Here is an 18,443-nt window from a genome sequence, read left to right on the forward strand (position 1 = left end):
TTTGGGAGTCAGAGTGCTCGGCCGATCAGTTCCTTGAGAATTTCATTGGCGCCGGCGTAGATCGGCTCGATACGGGCATCGACGTACATGCGGGCGATGGGGTACTCCAGCATGTAGCCATGGCCGCCGAACAGCTGCAGACAACGGTTAACCACTTCGCACTGCTGTTCGCTGATCCACCATTTGCTCATCGAGGCGATATCGGTAGTGATGGAGCCGTCCAGATAGCGCTCGATGGCGAAGTCGGCGAAGATTCGCGCGACCGTGGCGGCGGTCTTCACTTCGGCCAGTTCGAAACGCACGTGTTGCAAGTCGATCAGGCGTTTGTCGAACATGTGGCGATCATTGGCATAATCGCGGGTAACTTCGTAGGCGTGCTGCATGACAGCGGCACAGTTCACCCCAGTGAGAGTCCGCTCGTAAGTCAGGTCCTGCATCATCTGATAGAAGCCCCGTCCTTCGGCGCCACCGAGGAGGGCGCTTTCCGGAACGAGGCAGTCCTCGAAGAACAGTTCGCAAGTATCGGAACCATGCAGGCCGATCTTTTTCAGCCGTTGGCCGACACGGAAGCCGGGGGTGCGGGTTTCGAAGATGAACAGCGAGACGCCCTTGGCTTTCTGCTTCGGATCGGTTTTGGCTGCCAGCACCAGGATGTCGGCGGTGGAGCCGTTGGTGATGAAAGTCTTGGCACCGTTGATCAAGTAGTGGTCGCCCTGCTTGATGGCACGGGTGCGCATGTTCTGTAGGTCGGTGCCGCCACCTGGTTCGGTCATGCCCATGCCGGCGATGTACTCGCCGCTGGCGAGTTTCGGCAGATACTGAAGCTTCTGCTCTTCGGTTCCGTAGCGCTCGATATAGTGCGCGGCGATCACATGGATCTGTTTTCCGCAGCGCCAACTGGTGTCGCCACTCAGGCACAACTGGTGAGCGAGAACGGCTTCATGGGCGAATGTTCCGTCCGAGCCGCCGTAGTCTGAACTAATGTCTGGCAGCAGGATGCCCGCCGCTCCGGCCTTCAGCCACACTTCCCGGTCAGTCGCGCCCTGAGTGTGCCAGCGTTCCTGGTGGGGGGTGACCTCCTCAGCGGTGAAGCGCTGTGCCATGTCTTGCAATGCCAGAAGCTCTTCATTCATCCAGCGTGGTTGGTAGCCGTCGATCATTGGGATATCCGTGCATGTATGGGCCGATGGCCGAATGCTAGGCGGGGAGTCATTGAGGCAGTGTCGTCGTTTACGACGATTTCCATTGGCGTCGTGCAAGCGATGATGGAAGAACTCAAATGGCCAGAGAGGCGTGCCATGTCTGTTGTCGAGACTTCTTTCACTATCCCGGGGGCTTTGACGCCACAGTTGGCGGAGGACATCCAGCGGGTATTCGAGGCGCAGCGCGAAGCAGCGCTGCGCCTGCGGGGCTCGACCGTCGGTGAGCGTATCGCCAAGCTCAGGCGTCTGCGCGAGGTTATCCTCGCGCACCGCGACATGGTCATCGAAGCCGCTGCCCAGGATTTCCAGCGTCCGCCAGTGGAGGTCGACTTCACCGAGCTGATGCCGGTGCTCATGGATATATCCGATTGCTGTCGCCGTCTGCGCAAGTGGTTGAAGCCACGCAAGGTCAGACCGTCGATGATGATGCTGGGGACCTCGGCCTGGGTTCGCTACGAGCCGCGGGGGCGCTGCCTCATCATCGCTCCATGGAACTATCCGCTGACTCTCACATTGGGACCACTGGTACCGGCCATCGCTTGTGGCAACACGGTGATGATCAAGACCTCGGAGATCGCGCCGAAGCTGTCGGCGGTATTGGTGAAGATCGTCCGGGCGGTATTCGACGAGTCTGAGGTGGCCATCTTCGAGGGGGACGCCAGTGTCGCCGAAGCTCTGCTGGCGCTGCCGTTCGACCATAGCTTCTTCACCGGCTCACCGGAGATCGGCAAGCTGGTCATGGGTGCGGCGGCTAAGCATCTGACCAGCGTCACGCTCGAGCTGGGGGTAAGTCACCGGTGGTGGTCGATCGTAGCGCGGACGTCGAACTGGCGGCCAAGACCATCGCTTGGGGCAAGTTCATCAACAGCGGTCAGACATGCATCGCGCCGGACCACATTTATGTGCATGAGGCCGTACGTGAGCGCTTCGTGGAGTGCCTGCGGGCCAATCTCGATGCCTGGTACGGGGAGGGCGCTGCGGCCAAGGCGGCACCTCTGTCGCGGGTCATCAACGCTCGTCATACCCAGCGGGTTGCCGCCCTCATGGATGATGCACGCAGTCGAGGTGCACGCGTCCTTTATGGCGGTGTAGTGGATGTTGAGGCGCACTTCGTCTCGCCGACTCTGTTGGACAATCTGCCCGACGATGCACGCATCATGCGGGAGGAGATCTTTGGCCCGCTACTACCGATCCTGCCCTTCCAACACTTGGATGAGGTGATCGCACGGATCAACGCTGCGCCCAAGCCCCTGGCACTGTATATCTGGTCCCGGGAGGAGAACGCTATCGATGCGCTGATTGCCCGAACCAGCGCTGGTGGTACTTGCGTGAACCATGTGGCGGCGCATTTCCTGCACCACAATTTGCCCTTCGGTGGCGTCAATAATTCCGGGATCGGCAGTTACCACGGCGAATGGGGCATTCGTGCCTTCTCTCACGAACGTGCCATCGTCAGAACGCGAGTCATGCTCGCTCGTCTGTTTTTCCCGCCCTATACCCCCCGGCTAGCCAGGATTCTCGGCTGGATGCTAAAGCGTCTTTGAGCACCTCATGAGCTAGCGCAATTACCTGTGCCGTCACAAAAAACAGAGCTAACGTCCAAGAGGCCACCCCTATGAGTGAAAAGCCCCTTCTGTACCCCGGTGCGCATGCCGCACACTCGCCCGAAAAGCCTGCCGTCATCATGGCCGAGACGGGAGATGTGCTGAGCTACGGCGCGCTGGATACCTTCGCCAATCGCCTTGGCCGTCTCTATCAATGGCTCGGCCTCAAGCCAGGGGACCATGTCGCCTACTGCCTGGAGAACCGGCTGGAATGCCCTGCCGTGCAATGGGGGGCGCACTACGCGGGACTCTACTACACCTTCATTAGCACGCGCCTTACCGGTGCCGAGGCGGCCTACATAGTGGAGGACTGCGAGGCCCAAGTCCTGGTAGTCAGTGCCAAGACCGCCCCAGCAGTCATCGAGGCGGTCCGTGCACTTCCCAGTCCGCCTCAGATCTATAGCCTCGATCCGGTCGCTGGGATCAAGCTGTTCGACGATGCGCTCTCGGCGTTCGACGGTAGTCCGATCCGTGATGCGGTAGAGGGCAGCGAGATGCTCTATTCGTCAGGAACCACTGGCCGGCCGAAGGGGGTCAAACCGGTGCTCAGCGGGCTCCCGCTGGGCAGTACCGGGGTGATTGCCGGTCTGATGCAGCGCGGCTTCGGCGTAGGGCTCGAGTCGGTATACTTCTCGCCGTCCCCGTACTACCACGCCGCGCCGATGAAGTGGGGGCAGGGCATGACCAGCCTGGGCGGTACTCTCGTACTGGCCGAGCGCTTCGATGCGGAAGGTGCGCTCAAAGCTGTGGAGCGCTATCGTGTCTCGCATTCGCAATGGGTGCCGACCATGTTCCATCGCATGCTCGCGCTTCCCCGGGAGGTACGCGAGCGCTATGACCTGTCCAGTCAGAAAGTCGCCGTGCATGCGGGCGCGCCCTGTGCGGTACCGACCAAGCTGGAAATGATCCGCTGGTGGGGCCCTATCCTTATCGAGTTCTATTCCTGTACCGAGACCATCGGCTCCACCATGGTAGACAGCAAGACCTGGCTGGAGCGCCCGGGTACGGTAGGCCATGCGGTGCTCGGCGAGCTGCATATTCTCGATGAGGATGGTCGGGAGCTGCCCCCCGGTCAGGACGGGCTGGTGTATTTTGCCAATGGCCCACGCTTCAGTTATCACAAAGCTCCGGAAAAAACTCGTGAAGCGTACAACGACAAGGGCTGGGCCACTGTCGGTGATATCGGGCACGTGGATGAGGATGGCTTCCTGTTCCTCACTGACCGCAAGAACAACATGATCATTTCCGGCGGCGTCAATGTTTACCCGCAGGAAACCGAGAATGTCCTGGCCACTCATCCCAAGGTGTTCGACGTAGCGGTAATCGGTACGCCGCACAGCGACCTGGGAGAGGAAGTCCGTGCTGTCGTTCAGCTTGAGCCCGGTGTAGAGGCTTCCGACGCTCTGCGGGAGGAATTGGTTGCGTTCTGTCGTGAACAGTTGTCCCCGATCAAGTGCCCGCGCGCCATTGACTTTGTCGATAGCCTGCCGCGGGAGCCCAACGGAAAATTGCTCAAACGGTTGTTACGCGACGAATATCGGGCTCGCCTGGCTTAGGATGATGCTCGCCAGGCCGTGAAATATCACGGCCTGGCTGCGGAGCGAGATGCTCCTTCCTAAGGGCACAGGCCCAGCTTCCGGGCGATGGCCACGGCCTGGGTTCTGCTGTTTGCGTGCAGTTTCAGGTTGATGTTGCGCAGATGGGTGCGCACGGTGGAGTCCGATACGAACAGCTTTTCGGCCATTGCCGCATTTGAGAGCCCCTGGCCGAGGAGTTGTAGCACCTTCAGCTCCTTGTGCGTCAGGGGATCGACCAGCGCCGCTGTCGTCGTCTCGGGCTGAGTTGGAGCGCTATGGCGCAACCAGCGTTCCAGACTTTCTCTTTGTCCTGTTTCGCCTTGCTCGTCACGCAACTCCTGCAGCATGACTTGAATAGCTGGGCCTTCTTCAAGGAAGGTCCGCACGTATCCTTCGGCTTGGGCGAACTTGAGGGCGCGCTCCAGCGTTCGCAGAGCCATCTTGGTCTGGTTGTCCACGTAGAGCGCTTCTGCCAGCAGGATGCGTAGCTTCAGTGCTCTGCGGCCGCGCAGCTGCCGTTCGGCTTCGGCCAACTCGCTACGAAGAGGGGCTATCGCCTTGGTGGCAGAGCCGGTTCGGATCAGGCAACGTAGCCGGGCGATGAACGGGGTTAGCGTGTCATTGCCGATGAACCAATGCCCTCGGGTTTCTTGCCAGGGGAATGTCTGCTCCGCGAGCGTCAACTGCTCCATGGCACCAATGTGGTCGCCACGGGAGAGTGTCACCATTGACCGCTCCAGTCGGGCACTGGCGGTGACTCTAGGTAGCCCAGAACGATGGCCGATAGTCTCCAGCTCGGTAAGCAATTGCAGAGCGCGATCGTGATCCCCCTGATCCTCTGCCATACGGGCCATCAGCGTATGAGCCGTTATCAGGGCATCCGACAGGCCAAGGTCCTGTACTAGCGGTGTAAATATTCTCAGCAGTTTCTGCGCTTCGGCACATTCGTCGCTTTCATAAAGTGCTTCGGCGAGTTGCACCGCTGCCAGTGCATTGCCATTGCGGTCGCGGCGGCGAGACGCCTCGAGCATTGTACTGGCCAGACGCAGACGTGCCGTCGCCTGTTTCAGGCGACCGGCCATCATGTCCAGGAGGGCTTCCGCCGATTCCGCCAGGACGAAGCCGAAGGCGCCGGTCGACTCGCTCTGGGCGCGGCGGGCCTCATCGACAAAGCGATGCGCCTGGTCATGGAGACCAAGGATGATACTGGTCTGTGTCAGGGCTTGGTTGAGCATGGCCCAGGCGAATGGATACTCGGTAGACACTTCGGCCAGCGCCTTGAGCCCCAGGTCGTGGGCCTCCTGGTTGCGATCCATCATGACCAGCAGCATTGGCCGTAGTGCGGACAGGTACATGGCGGGCTCGCCTTCAAGCTCCGAACCATCGATCTCGTTGACCAAGGCCAGGGCTTCCCGTGGGCCCCAGGTAAAGGCCGTGCACCAGGCGTGAATCAGGCGAAGCCGTGGATGTCGCTGCAATTCCGCCTTGGGTAGTTGGCCTATGCATTCGGCGAGAAGACGTAGCCGTCCCTGGCTGAGTAGATTGTTTACATGCTGGTAGATGAGATCGATGGCGGTCTGTGTTTCTCCAGATAGCAAAGCATGGCGGATAGCAGGAATCGCGCGGCCCTCCGCGAGGTAGGCCGTGCAGGCCGCGCGGTGCAGCGACGGTAGTTCGCTGGCATGGCGGCGCTGCAATTGGTGCCGGAGAAAGTCGAGGAACAGACTGTGGTAGCGGTAAAGATTGCGCTGCTCGTCGACGGGAACCAGGAACAGCTGCAGGCGTTCCAGTTCGTGCAACCTTTCCAGGCTGTCATTCAACGAGCACACCGCGTTGCAGAGTGCGGGGCTCAGTTCGTCCAATACGCTGCTGCGGAGCAGAAAGTCTCGCAGATGTGCGGGCAGGGCCGCCAGGACATCCTCGGCTAGATAGGCGGCAATGGCCGCGTTGGAGCCAGAGAAGGAGTCGAGGAACTTGTCTGTGTCGCCATGGTTTTCCATCGCGAGTGAGGCCAGCCAGAGCGCTGTCGCCCAGCCTTCGGTACTGTTCTGCAGCTTTTTCAGTTGTGTCGCGTTGAGGTTCATGCCGCGCCGCAATGTCAGGAAGTCCTGGGTCTCCTCGCTGCTGAAGCGCAGCCCGGCGGCATCGATCTCGATCAGGTTGCCGCGCGCGCGCATCCGCCCTAGGCCGATTTCCGGCAGCGTGCGGCTGCCGATGATCAGGTGCGCCTTGTTGGGAATGGCCTCTATGCCGCGTGCGACCAGGCCCAATACCACAGGATTGCGGATGGCTTCGAAGTCATCGAAGAAGATTGCGAGGGGCCTTGGATATTCGCTGATGCGTTCCAGTATCCAGGACACCAGATCGGCATTGCGCATTTGCGAGAAGTCTGGAGTGGCATCTGGCTGGAGGCTGGCGATCGCCGAAGAGAAGCCGCTGAGGAAGCGTGAGACATCATTGTCTCCGGTGTCGAGAGTAAGCCAGACCGTAGCTGCGCCCTGGCGTTGATATTGGGCGAGCAGTTGGGTCATCAGGGTAGTCTTGCCGAAGCCTGCCGGCGCGTGGACCAGTATGGCTCGGGAGGAATCGGTCTGCGTCACGCGATCGAGGATGGCCTGGCGCAGTACTTGGAAACGTGAGGGGGGCGGCGGCGTGATCTTGGTCCGTGAGATGTAGGGCGCAGAGCGTTGAGTCGAAGACATTACGAGTCCTTCTGCAGGGTTTTGCTGTGCTACTCCCCGCCTATTATTTTCGAAGCCTTAAGTTATGAGGCAACCTTCTCTGTCATCAAGTGCCTTTTAACATGCCATTAAAATGCCATCCATTGGGGCCGTTTTCGAAGGCTATATATTGGGCGCCATGAATGGCCATCATGCGCTCATAGGCATGGTCCATCTACGGGGGCGGCCGGTGATCGTCGCTTTCGACGATGTGCGATGGCATCGAGATTTCTAGGCTGCGGGTATTCCGACGAAATCCTTGAGAGGAATCCCCGATGTCCCAGTCAGTCTTCGTGTACGACGCCATTCGTACACCGCGTGGAAAAGGCAAGAAGGATGGTTCGCTGTACACCGTCAAACCGGTGCATCTGGCAGCGGGCCTGTTGAGAGAGCTGCAGAAACGTCATGATCTGGACACCGCCCGGATCGAGGATGTGGTGCTTGGCTGTGGTCAGCCGGTAGGGGAGCAGGGCGGTGATATCGCCAAGTGCGCGGTACAGTACGCCGGTTGGGACCAGAGCGTGCCCGGCGTGCAGATTGACCGTTTCTGCGCCTCCGGCCTGGAGGCAGTCAACCAGGCAGCCAGCCGAATCGCCAGTGGCTGGGAGGATCTCATCGTGGCCGGCGGCGTCGAGTCGATGTCGCGCCTGCCGATGGGGAGCGCTGGCGGTGCCTGGATCCAGGACCCGGAAGTCGCCTTCAAGCTGCAGTCGGTGCCGCAGGGGATCGGGGCCGATCTGCTGGCGATGCTCGACGGCTATAGCCGCGAGGATATCGATCGTTTCGCCCTGCAGTCCCAGCGGCGCGCTGCGCAGGCTCGTGACAACGGTTACTTCGATCGTTCCGTGGTACCGGTGCGCGACCTCAATGGCCTGCTGGTGTTGGAGCGCGACGAGTTCATCAAGCCTGCCACCACGCTGGAGGGACTGGCCCAGCTCAAACCCTCCTTCGCTGCGATGGGTAAGGCCGGCTACGACGATGTTGCTCTGCGCAAATACCCCCAAGTAGCGCGCATCGAGCACATCCACACTGCGGGTAACTCCTCCGGTATCGTCGACGGTGCCAGCGCTACCCTGCTCGGAAGCGAGCGGGCTGGTCGCGACCTGGGCCTGACGCCGCGTGGGCGCATCGTTGCCACGGCGGTGCTGTCCACCGAGCCGACGCTGATGCTCGCTGGCCCCGGGCCTGCGGCGAAGAAGGCGTTGGCCAAGGCTGGCTTGACTGTCGCCGACATCGATCTGTTCGAGATTAACGAGGCATTCGCCTCGGTAGCCTTGCGCTTCATGCGTGACCTCGGCATCTCGGCGGAAATCACCAACGTCAATGGCGGTGCCATCGCTCTCGGGCATCCGATCGGAGCAACTGGCGCGATGCTGGTCGGGACGGTGCTCGATGAACTGGAGCGCCGCAACCTTAAGCGCGGGTTGGTAGCTCTATGCGTCGGCGGCGGCATGGGTATAGCCACCATCATCGAACGTGTCTGAGTCGGCGCATCATCCTCACTTCGAGATCCAAATCATGAACGCATTCAAGTATGAGAAGGATGCCGATGGCATCGTCACCGTGACCATGGACATGCCCGGTCCAGTCAATGCCATGAACCAACTGTACCGTGAAGGCATGGCCGAGACTGTACGACGTTTGGAATTGGAGCCGGATTTGGCCGGTGTGATCATTACCTCGGCGAAGAATACATTCTTCGCCGGTGGCGACCTCAACGAACTGCTCGACTTCAAGCCTGGTGACGAAGCGGATTTCCAGGCCAAGATCGAACGGACCAAGAACGATCTGCGGCGTCTGGAGCTCTTGCCTGTTCCGGTGGTCGCCGCCATCAACGGCGCCGCTCTGGGCGGTGGTTTCGAAATCGCACTGGCCTGCAATCGCCGCATTCTCCTCAACGTGCCGACGGCACTGGTCGGGCTGCCGGAGGTGTCCCTGGGGCTGCTGCCAGGTGCTGGAGGCATTGTTCGCCTGGTGCGTCGCCTCGGTCTGGAGAAGGCGCTGCCGTTGCTTCTCGAAGGACGAAAATTAAAGCCGCTCGATGCGCTGGAGGCGGGGCTGGTGGAGGAACTGGTCGGAACGGCAGAGGCACTGCTGTCGGCGGCCAAGACCTGGATCAAGGCCCAGGGGGGCAATGAAGAGGCCCGGGCCCAGCCATGGGATCGCAAGGGCTACCGTATTCCCGGCGGTAGTGCGCAACAGCCACAGGTAGCGCAAATGATCGCCGGCGCAATGGCTATGACGGCGAAGAGTACCCGGGGTCTGCTGCCGGCGCCCGAGCGTATTCTCGCAGTGGCGGTGGAAAGTACGCTGCTGGAATTCGATGCTGCGCTGCAGGTGGAAACCCGCGGGCTGACCAGTCTGGCGGCCAGCGTGCAGGCGAAGAACATCATCAACACGCTGTTTTTCCAGATGAACGAGGTCAATGGCGGCTCTAGCCGGCCGAAGGGCTTTGAGCGTTCCAAGGTTGGTAAGCTCGGCATTCTCGGAGCAGGCATGATGGGCAATGGCATCGCTCATGTCGCGGCCAAGGCCGGGATTGAGGTGGTGTTGCTCGATGTCAGTCTGGAGAACGCTGAGCGTGGCAAGGCAAATATCGGCAAACTGCTGGAAAAGCTGGTCAGTCAAGGTCGTTTGAGCGAAGAGAAGAAGGCTGAAACACTGGCTCGAATCACCCCCACCGCCGATTACGTCGACTTGCAAGGTTCCGACTTTATCGTCGAGGCGGTATTCGAAAGCGTTGAGCTTAAGGCCAAGGTTACCCTTTTGGCTGAGGAGCAGCTTCGCGACAGCGCCGTCTTCGGTAGTAATACGTCGACCCTGCCGATCTCCTTGTTGGCCAAGGCGTCGAAACGCCCAAGGAATTTCATCGGCATTCATTTCTTCTCGCCAGTGGAAAAAATGCCGCTGGTTGAAATCATCTGCGGTGAGCAGACCAGCGACGAAACCTTGGCCAAGACCTTCGACTTTGCCCGGCAGATCGGCAAGACCGCCATTGTGGTCAATGATTCGCTGGGCTTCTTCACCTCGCGCACCTTCGGCAGTTTCTTCGACGAAGGTTGCAAGCTGCTCCTCGAAGGCGTCGATCCGGTGCTGATCGACAACCTCGGCAAGCAGATAGGCATGCCGGTCGGGCCGCTGACCGTGCTCGACGAGGTCAGCTTGGAGCTGATGCGCAAGGTCAACGAAACCCAGAAGGAAATGGGTGTGTTCGCCACCGTCTTCGACAATAGCCACAGCGATGAGGTCGGCAACATTCTGATCAAAGAGTTCGGTCGCGCCGGTCGTCACTACGGCGGTGGTTTCTATGACTATCCCGAAGGAAAGGAAAAAACCATCTGGCCGGGACTCTATGGGCGGTTCCATAACCCCCAAGTCGATCTGCCGATCGAAGACATTAAAGATCGCCTGCTGTTCCGTCAGGTCATCGAGGCGGTCAAGTGCCTGGAGGAGGGCGTGCTGCGTTCGGTGGCCGATGGCAATGTCGGCTCGATCCTGGGGATTGGTGCGCCTATGTGGACCGGTGGTTTCCTGCAGTTCGTCAATGGTTATGGGGTTTCGCGCTTCGTGGAGCGTACCCGTGCACTGCACGAGCGCTACGGTGAACGTTTCGCTCCGCCGACGCTGCTGCTGGAGAAGATCGCCGGCGGTGAGGAACTGCGCTAGGCCGGGTGCCTGCAGGATTCGTCGTTTCCGACGACCGCGAGTAGCCAGCCTGGGACGTAAGGTACTCTCGGCGACCCCAGGTCGCCCTGGTGAGAAGCTCAGCGCCAGCGGATTGCTGCACGTCTGAAGTGTTTTTGGAAGCCGGGTGCCGATTCCCGTGTCCGGTGGTTCATAGTCAGGCGCCGCCTCGGCGGCGCCGCCCATGATTACAACAAGAGAGGGAAATATGAAGCGAAGCAACTTGGCCAGCGTGCTGACGCTTGCCGTTCTAGGTGGTGCAGTCCAGTTCGTACCTGTCTGCCAGGCCACTCAACTGGATGGTCCTGAGCTGACGGCCTTTGGCGCACAACGCGGTGCAAGCGCCAATGGCACTATCCCGGCCTACACCAGCGAGCCGATCGGCCTGCCGGCATGTTATGACAAGAGCGAGCCTGGTAACTTCTGTGATCCTTGGAACGACAAGCCGCTATACACGATCACCGCGCAGAATCTCGGGCAGTACGCCGATAGCTTGACAGAGGGGCAGAAAGCGCTGTTCGCTCGCTACCCCGAGTACAAGATGAATGTCTATCCGACTCGTCGTACCATGCGCTTTCCGGATTATTACCTGGCCAATACCCACAAGAACGTGGATGCCTGTAAGACCGCAAAGGACGGTACCGCCATTGAGGGCTGCTATGGTGGCCTACCGTTCCCTCTGCCCAAGACCGGAAACGAAGTGTTATGGAACCATCAACTTCCATACACGCCTCAATTGGCCGCTAATCTCCGCTCGTATTTGGTCGATGGGAGCGGTCGGCGCATCATGGTCAATGCACAGAACAATCTGACCTCCAATCCTTTCACGGAGCCCACTAATACGGGGCAGAGTTCGCAAACTATCGACTATTTTCGAGTCCGTAACGCTGTTTATGAACCGGCTCGCCGAAACGGCGAATTGGTCATGATTCGCACGAACCTCGCAGGGGAGCAACGCGCTTGGCAGTACCTGCCCGGCCAGCGCCGGGTGAAGCTCGCGCCAGATTTGTCGTACGACACACCTTCGCCAGTGGCAGGAGGTATCACGACAATGGACGAGCAGCGGCTGCTCTTAGGGAGGCAGGACCGCTATGACTTCAAGTATGTCGGTGTGCAGGAAAAACTCATCAACTATAACAATTTCGCCGTCTACGACTACAAGAGTTGTTCAGAAGACAAGCTGTTTACCAAGAACTTCCCGAATCCGGAGTGCATACGTTGGGAGTTGCACCGGGTGCGGGTAGTCGACGCCACATTGAAACCGGGCTTCCGCCATTTGCTGCCTAAACGCCGTTTCTATCTGGATGAAGATGCAAGTGGTCTGGGCATCGCCGACAGTTATGATACCGCTGGCAAGCTGATCCGTGTCGACTCGATGTTGAGCATTCCAAATTACGTGTTCGGCTATGGCGTTATCGAGGACAACACTCTGACGCTCGATCTGGAGCGTGGTGCGTACACGGTCCCTGCGTTCAGCGGGTTCAAGGGGGTGGCTATAAAGTAGTGGAAATCCCCGAAACCGTCTGGTCGCCCGAAAACATGGCCCAGACCGGCATTCGCTGATCTAAGTAAGTCCATGTGGCTGCAACCCCAGCTTGGGTTGCAGCCATGTTTCACCAGAAGCCGGGGATTTCATGTCGCTATAGAGAGAGCAAACATGAGAAAGGTGATGCGGTACATGGGGGCGCGTCGAGAGCTTCTTGTGGCAGCCAGCGGAATGTTGCCTCGTTTGATCCATTCTATCGGAGCATACATGTCATGAGCTTCGATCCGTCTTTGGAAGTTCCCTTGGAGAAAGGTCCTGGCACTTCTCTGTGGAGCGAAAATTTTGCGCTACTGATGAATGACCAAGAACACCGATTGGGCCTGCTCTATAGCATTGGTACGTGGTATCACGATCCTTCGATCTGGCGGGAGCAACTGTACCTCTGCTTGCCTGGTGGTCGCGTGCTCACCGCCCGAAACTTCGGACAGCGCCCTCAGGATGTGACGGTTGGTAGTGCCTTCTCTCGTTACCAGATCGTCGAGGCAGGGCAGCGCGTACACCTCGCCTATTCTGGGCCGGTATGGAGCCAAAACTTTGCTGCGCTTCTGCAGCCAGGTGCGCTGGGCGGCAGCACCGAGCGGTTGCAGCTCGATATCGAGTTCGTTGCAGCGGCGCCGGTCTGGGACATGCACGCTGGCCATGGCAGCGACAGTACTAGCATCGCTGGTGCGATGCATATCGAACAAATTGGCCATTGCAGTGGGCGTATCGAATACGCCGGCGGTGGGTTCGACATACGCGCCGCTTATGCCTGCCGCGACCACAGTCGCGGCCAGCGTGATGTCTCACGTTATCGCAATCATTGCTGGATCAATGGCCGTTTCGACAACGGTCTCAGTTTCCAACTCTACGTTTTTCGCTTGCACGGTGTGGAGGGGCATGCGCTTTCCACTGCGGTGGTGATGCAGGACGGTCGCCAATATCCGGCAACCATCGAGCATATCGAGTTCGTCGAGGGGGCCACCGATCACGGCAAACTGCACCGCGTGATACTGCGCAGTGAACTGGGGGAAATGGTTTGTCAGGTAGATGATGTTTTGGGCTCGATTCCTGTCAGCATGACTGCACCCTTCAATCCTGGGCCAGGTGCCGTACAGGAACGTCATGCCTTAATTTTCGATGAGCCCATTCGCTTGAACTGGGATGGCCATGTTGGCTATGGCTGGTGTGAGCGCGGCGCGTCGCTGCAGCCGCTCTGACTTTTGAGGATTTTCGATGATACGTGAAGCCGAAATGTTACCGGTGCTCAATACCATCTGCGAAGCATTGCAGAACGAGTTGGTGCCGGATCTGCAGTCCAGTCATGTCAAGAAAACCGCCGGGTCGATGCTGGAAGTGCTGAATCGCCTCATTGGACAGCTTCGCGATGGTCAGCGTATTGCCGACGAGCAGTTGGCGCAATGGACGAAACTGACAAGCGATGCCGCCGATTTTCTCGTTGATGAGCTAGACGTTCATTCGCAGTATTCCAGGGGCGATCATGCCTTGGACTCTCTGCAACAGATGTTGGCGCGTGAGTCTGCGAATTTATCGCTAGGCATGGCGCTGCGCGAGGCGGGATCGTGCCAACAAGCCTGGTTCCGGGAGGCTATCGAGCTAAGCCATGCATTCTGGGAGGCAACCGAACTCGCGGTGCAACCACCGCAGGTAACTGCATCCGGTTCGATGCCGGATTTGGATCCGGAAGTTCTGCGTGACAAGCTCAACGGTTATCTATTGCATCGCTTTAGTGAGCTGACTGGCAATGTGGTGACTGAGATTCAGGTTGCCTCCGGCGGCAGTGCAAAGCTGACAGCGTTTGTTACTCTGCAACCGAATCCAGTACTTCCCGACCGCTTGGTGTTGCGCCTTGATCTACCCGGCAATCTGACCGCTACCCAGGTCAAGAATGAATATCCTATCGTCGAACGATTGTACGGGCTCGGGTTGCGCGTGCCCCGTCCTTATCTGCTTGAATGCGATGTGGCCATCCTGGGTGGTGCCTTCATGCTGATGGAGGCGATCACGGATGCCGTTCCGGCGGGCACCTATTTTGCTAGGGATCGGGCACGTAGTGCACGAGTGATTAATGCGCAGTTCGGTCGCGATGCGGCTGCTGAACTGGCGCGTCTGCATCGTTTTACTGCCAGCACGACAATAGGTGAAAACGATCCTGCCGCTGTGCGTATCGGCGAGGTGGATGAGGCATATTGCCAATGGCAGGCCATGGACAAAGCGCCAAACTCTCTGGTGATCGATCTGGGCTTCGCGTGGTTGCGGGCGCATCCGCTGCCGACCGGAAGGCCGCGCTGCCTGACGCATGGTGACTATGGCGTACACAATATGATGGCCCGCAATGGTCGCCTGGCTGCTGTCCTCGATTGGGAACTTGCATGCGAGGATGATCCGGCCATTGATTTGGCAGAGTGCAAGATGTTGATGACGGAGGATACGCTGCCATGGGATGAGTTCGTCGAGGCCTATCTAGAGGCCGGTGGCGATCCGCTCGCCTGTGATCCAGAGGCAGTGAACTATTATTGTGTGTGGATGTTCGTCGTGAAGTTCGGCGTGATGATCGCCGGGGCGCGGCAATATTTCATGCAGGGGCTGCGTACCGACTGCCTGACCGCATCCATTGCCGTGCATTCGATGGGGCGCATTCTGCAGCATGCTGCACGGGCTCTCAGGATGGCCATCGATGATGCTCGCGATAAGTAGCTTCTCGCAGGGCGCAATATGCCCAAAGAGCAATACCGATAAGCTGGATACCAAGACTGACGGTTCCCTTAGGCATGCAGTCGCGCGCAGTAAGGCAAATTTCCTGGCGTGCCATTGAGCTATATATCCCACAGCGTACTTCTACGGCTTTCCACACCCTTCCTCAGGGCCCCGATACCAAGTGGGGCTGCTGGTTCATCAGCTAGGTAGGCTGACGCTATCGGCTTATCGATTGGTCTGTTTGAGAAATAACACATTCGAGCGTAGCGACTCGAGCATCTCCCGCGGCGGTCTTGGTTCCCATGCGATGTATCGAGCCGGGGAAGACTCGCTCTGCGGTAGTAGCACGCTTACATATGGCCGTGGATTCGTCCATTCCGACGATGGGGGGGCACTCCCTGGCGCGTAACGTTGAATGGCAAATGATGAGTGTCCGGGGCATCCCCTTGGGCACTTCGATTGGCAAGGGTGCGTCGCGATGTCGGTATGTATGAGCGAACAAAAAAATAAGAAGGACTCCAACATATGAAAATGGTAAGTCGATACCAGGGGGTGAGCGGCAAACTCTTGCTGACACCCGTCATGATGTTCTGCATGGCTGGGCCTGCGAGTGCTTTCAACATTGACCTGGGCAACCCGGACTATTCGCTGCGCTGGGACAACACCGTGCGTTACAACCTGGGTTTCCGGGTTCATGACTGTGACAAAAATATCTGTGGTAACAATGCTGGCGCCGGTGACGTCTCGGCGTATCAGTCGGATCGCAAGTTCGCGAATGCTGGCGACGTCGTCACGAATCGGGTCGATATCCTTTCCGAGGTCGACTTCATTTACAAGCAGCGGCATGGGGCTCGTCTCAGTGCCAGTGGCTGGTACGATCAGGCCTACGATGGTGACATCAAGGGTGACCGGGTGCTGGACGCCTCCGGGGTTGGTGAGGGCGCTGGTCGTTCTGGTTCCGGCTATAGCAGTTATACCAATCGTTGGAACAACGGACCTTCCGGAGAAATCCTCGATGCGTTCGCCTTCACTGGCTTCGACCTGGGGAATGTGCCGGTCGACATGAAGGTTGGTCAGCACAACATCTACTGGGGCGAGTCGCTGTTTTCCATTTCCAACGGCGTTTCCTACCAGCAGGGGCCGGTGGACATCCGCAAGTCGATCACCACGCCTGGCACCGAGGCTAAGGAGCTATTCAAGCCGATCAGCCAGGTTTCCATGAGCGCACAGCTGAACCAAGAACTGACTGTGGCGGCCCAGTATTACTTGGACTGGAAGCCCATGACGCTACCGGACGGTGGCACTTACTTCGGAGCGGCCGACGGTGTCAGCCTCGGCGGCGGCAGCGTTTTCGGCATGCCTTTCAAGGTGTCCGACGAGCCGGACAAGCAGTACGGCGACTGGGGGATTGCGGCGCGTTGGAGGCCTGAGTGGTTGGATGGTGCTCTGGGACTCTACTATCGTGAGTACACCAACAGGTTCCCGCAACTGGTGATCACCCGGGTTGGGGTGGTACCTGGTGTAGGTGTCGTGCCAAGTGGCGCAGGCATCGATTACTCTTCGAACAAGCGCGAGAAATTGCTCGGCGTCAGCCTCTCCAAGGAAGCCTGGGGTATTTCGTGGGGCGCCGACCTGACCTACCGCCAGGATGCTGTCCTGTCTACGACGCCATTCTCCCTGTATGTCCCCAAGGGCACCGATCCGGATGATTGGGTTCCACGCGGCAAGCTGTGGTCAGGCGTCTTTAATGGAATAGCATCCTTCGCTGCAAGCCCGCTTTACGACGCGGCTTCACTTACTGCCGAGATCAACTATTCGTACCTCGACAAGGTCACCGAGAACGCGCAGAACTATAACGGCAAAGGTTATAACTGCGCCAACGATCACGACGCCACCAAGATCGCCTGCCAAACTCGTGGTGCAGTGGGTGCGTCAGTAATGTTCCGGCCCACCTGGTACCAAGTGTTCCCCGGTATTGACGTATCCATGCCACTGTTCGCCGACATGGGCCTGCACGGTAACTCGCCGGTGATGTTCGGCAGCAATGAAGGGCAGGGTACCTGGAGTGCGGGCCTGAGCGCCGACATCTATGCCCGGTACACGGTCGATCTGAAGTACAACGGTTTCATCGCCAGACATTCCGAGGACGAGCTGGGTGTCAACAGCCTGAGCAATGCCTCGCTGGGCAAGTATTGGGATCGGGACTGGGTATCTCTGACCTTCAAGACTTCGTTCTGATAGTCCCTTCGGCCTGCCGCCAGGTTGTTGCTGGCGGTAGGCTGGAGGGGAGCGAGTGGATCCAAGAACATTCACCTGAGGTTTGTCATGCCTGCAGTTGCCACGCTTCATCACTTTTCTCTGTCTCGCGTATTTTGGCGTGGCTTGTTTCTGGCTGCATTGTATCTAGCCACGCCTCTGGTACAGGCCTTCGAACCGCCGTTGGAGGTGCCAGCGATGAAGAGCAATCGATATAGCGTCAGCCCCATGCAGGCGGTGGCTCGCGCCGGGAGTCGGATGGTGGCGGTGGGCCTACGGGGCGCGATTCTGTACTCCGACGACCAGGGACACAATTGGACCCAGGCTAACGTCCCGGTCAGCGTCGACCTGGTTGCCGTAACTTTCGTGGGAGCAAAGAAAGGCTGGGCCGTTGGGCATGGCGGGGTGGTTCTGCATAGCGACGACGCGGGGGCATCTTGGGTAAAACAGCTCGACGGCCTGCAGGCATCGAAACTGGCAATGGATTACTACAGCGCCCGGGTGGGCAGTCTCCAGGGCGCCTCCGACTATCTGGCCAAGGAGCAACGGCTGTCGGATGGCAACGAAACTCAGCCTTTCTTGGATGTGTACTTCGCCGATGAAAAACGTGGCTATGTGGTCGGGACCTTCAACCGCATCTTCATGACGCAGGATGGCGGGCGCAATTGGGAGCCACAGATGCACCTGACCAATAATGCCCAGGAATGGCATTTCTACTCGGTCTCGGGCAATGGCACTCAAGTTTACCTGTCCGGTGAACAGGGACATGTGTGGCGCTGGGATACAGTGGCCGGCCATTTCCTTTCCATTGACACACCGTACAACGGCACCCTTTTTGGGGTGCTCTCCGTAGACGGTGATGACCTCTATGCCTTTGGCATGCGCGGAAGTTTTTTCCACAGCACTGATGCCGGGCGGACGTGGGAGCGTTTGACGCTGCCGACGGGGGGAGCCTGATGCGGGTACTGCTGACCGAAGATCGTCGCCTGCTTGTGGTTTCACAAAGTGGCGAAGTTTCGCTTGGCGAGCCAGGTGCTCATGCTTTCAAGCTGCTGTCGCTGGCGCGGCCTATGCCCTATTACGGTGCTGCCTTACTCGATGGGCATCATCTCGTCCTGGTCGGGGCTTTAGGTGTGCGGATCGAGTCGCTCTAACGC

General features: G+C 58.9%; 11 protein-coding genes and 1 pseudogene. 10 read left to right on the forward strand and 2 right to left on the reverse strand.

Features of this window, described 5'->3' with window-relative positions:
* Positions 1-8: 8 nt before the first annotated feature.
* Positions 9-1,160 carry an acyl-CoA dehydrogenase family protein gene (locus tag PKO50_RS09270; protein WP_275629461.1) on the reverse strand — a complete coding sequence of 384 codons (1,152 nt, stop codon included), beginning with the start codon at positions 1,158-1,160 and terminating at the stop codon, positions 9-11.
* 138 nt (positions 1,161-1,298) lie between these two features.
* Here PKO50_RS09270 and PKO50_RS09275 point away from each other — a divergent pair.
* Together PKO50_RS09275 and PKO50_RS09280 are read left to right on the forward strand one after the other, a co-directional pair.
* A pseudogene (locus PKO50_RS09275) lies at positions 1,299-2,746 on the forward strand (aldehyde dehydrogenase family protein).
* Positions 2,747-2,817: 71 nt separating this feature from the next.
* Positions 2,818-4,362: an acyl-CoA synthetase gene (locus tag PKO50_RS09280; protein WP_275629462.1), complete on the forward strand. Its 1,545-nt coding sequence runs from the start codon at positions 2,818-2,820 to the stop codon at positions 4,360-4,362.
* A 59-nt stretch (positions 4,363-4,421) separates the two neighbouring features.
* Here PKO50_RS09280 and PKO50_RS09285 read toward each other — a convergent pair whose 3' ends face one another.
* Positions 4,422-7,085 carry a LuxR C-terminal-related transcriptional regulator gene (locus PKO50_RS09285; protein ID WP_275629463.1) on the reverse strand — a complete coding sequence of 888 codons (2,664 nt, stop codon included), beginning with the start codon at positions 7,083-7,085 and terminating at the stop codon, positions 4,422-4,424.
* Positions 7,086-7,378: 293 nt separating this feature from the next.
* Here PKO50_RS09285 and PKO50_RS09290 point away from each other — a divergent pair, with 293 nt between their 5' ends.
* From PKO50_RS09290 to PKO50_RS09325, 8 genes are all read left to right on the forward strand, one after another.
* Complete coding sequence (locus PKO50_RS09290) at positions 7,379-8,587, forward strand: acetyl-CoA C-acetyltransferase (RefSeq protein ID WP_275629464.1); 1,209 nt, start codon at positions 7,379-7,381, stop codon at positions 8,585-8,587.
* A 31-nt stretch (positions 8,588-8,618) separates the two neighbouring features.
* Positions 8,619-10,769 (forward strand): 3-hydroxyacyl-CoA dehydrogenase NAD-binding domain-containing protein, encoded by a 2,151-nt coding sequence (locus tag PKO50_RS09295; RefSeq protein ID WP_275630448.1) that lies wholly within the window; start codon positions 8,619-8,621, stop codon positions 10,767-10,769.
* A gap of 226 nt (positions 10,770-10,995) precedes the next feature.
* Entirely contained in the window at positions 10,996-12,291 is a 1,296-nt protein-coding gene (locus PKO50_RS09300; RefSeq protein WP_275629465.1) for a DUF1329 domain-containing protein, read from the forward strand.
* A gap of 254 nt (positions 12,292-12,545) precedes the next feature.
* Complete coding sequence (locus PKO50_RS09305) at positions 12,546-13,532, forward strand: hypothetical protein (protein ID WP_275629466.1); 987 nt, start codon at positions 12,546-12,548, stop codon at positions 13,530-13,532.
* Between the two features lie 16 nt (positions 13,533-13,548).
* Positions 13,549-15,030, forward strand: coding sequence for a phosphotransferase family protein (locus PKO50_RS09310; RefSeq protein ID WP_275629467.1), 1,482 nt, complete (start codon positions 13,549-13,551; stop codon positions 15,028-15,030).
* Between the two features lie 525 nt (positions 15,031-15,555).
* A complete protein-coding gene (locus PKO50_RS09315) occupies positions 15,556-17,268 on the forward strand; it encodes a DUF1302 family protein (protein ID WP_275629468.1) in 1,713 nt (570 codons plus the stop codon).
* Between the two features lie 216 nt (positions 17,269-17,484).
* A complete protein-coding gene (locus PKO50_RS09320; protein WP_275629469.1) occupies positions 17,485-18,243 on the forward strand; it encodes a YCF48-related protein in 759 nt (252 codons plus the stop codon).
* Positions 18,243-18,440, forward strand: coding sequence for a hypothetical protein (locus tag PKO50_RS09325; protein ID WP_275629470.1), 198 nt, complete (start codon positions 18,243-18,245; stop codon positions 18,438-18,440). The genes PKO50_RS09320 and PKO50_RS09325 overlap by 1 nt, the downstream gene beginning before the upstream one ends.
* The last annotated feature ends 3 nt before the right edge of the window (positions 18,441-18,443 follow it).

Source organism: Pseudomonas sp. 273 (assembly GCF_029201425.1).
GTDB lineage: Bacteria > Pseudomonadota > Gammaproteobacteria > Pseudomonadales > Pseudomonadaceae > Pseudomonas > Pseudomonas delhiensis.